2 protein-coding genes are annotated in these 747 nt (G+C 55.8%); both read left to right on the forward strand.

Translation table 11 applies throughout. The annotated features are described in order from the left end of the window. The coding region (locus KYG_RS06495) for a plastocyanin/azurin family copper-binding protein (protein ID WP_008904051.1) at positions 1-268 on the forward strand (268 nt) is incomplete at its 5' end. A 41-nt stretch (positions 269-309) separates the two neighbouring features. Then, entirely contained in the window at positions 310-648 is a 339-nt protein-coding gene (locus tag KYG_RS06500; protein ID WP_008904052.1) for a copper-binding protein, read from the forward strand. Positions 649-747 lie beyond the last annotated feature (99 nt).

A 747-nucleotide genomic window follows, 5' to 3' on the forward strand; every position in this document is an offset into this window, starting at 1 on the left:
AACCATCAAGTTCGTGATCAAGAACAGTGGCCAGGTCAAGCACGAGTTCAGCCTGGGTACCGAGGCCGAGCTCAAGGAACACTACGAGACCATGAAGAAGTTTCCCGAGATGGAGCATGACGAGCCCAGCAAGATCTCCCTCGCACCAGGCAAACAGGGCGAAATCATCTGGCAATTCACCAAAGCCGGAGATGTGAATTTTGCGTGCCTGTACCCAGGCCACTACGACGCTGGCATGAAGGGCCAGGTCAAGGTCTCCAAGAAGTAAACCCCGGGTTGCTGTGCCAACCCACTGAGCAAGGAACATTTATGAAGAAAACCAATACCGCCATCTCCGCCGTGCTGCTGTCGCTGGCCACGCTGCTGCCGGTCTCGACCATGGCGCAGGCTGCAGGTGATGCCGCCAAGTCGTCCCCCGCCGCAGCCTCTATGACCGATGGCGAGGTTCGCAAGATCGACAAGGACAGCAGCAAGATCACCATCAAGCATGGGGAGATCAAGCATTTGGAGATGCCGGGCATGACCATGGTGTTCAACGCCAAAGACAAGTCCCTGCTCGACAAGGTACAGGTCGGCGACAAGGTCAGCTTTATGGTGGTCAGCGAGGGCGGAAAGATGGTCGTCACTGCCATCGAGCCTGCCAAGTAACCCCAAAGCGCCCTATAGCGTCCTCACAACATGGCAGCGCTCCTCCGTTGCGCACGTCTAATCATCAAGGAAAAATCATGAAAACTCTCGTTATTGCTC

Source organism: Acidovorax sp. NO-1 (genome assembly GCF_000238595.1).
Lineage (GTDB): Bacteria > Pseudomonadota > Gammaproteobacteria > Burkholderiales > Burkholderiaceae_C > Acidovorax.

Bases quoted from the DNA above. Each gene is read 5' to 3' on its own strand.
- KYG_RS06500 (WP_008904052.1), top strand. From the start codon at position 310: ATGAAGAAAACCAATACCGCCATCTCCGCCGTGCTGCTGTCGCTGGCC.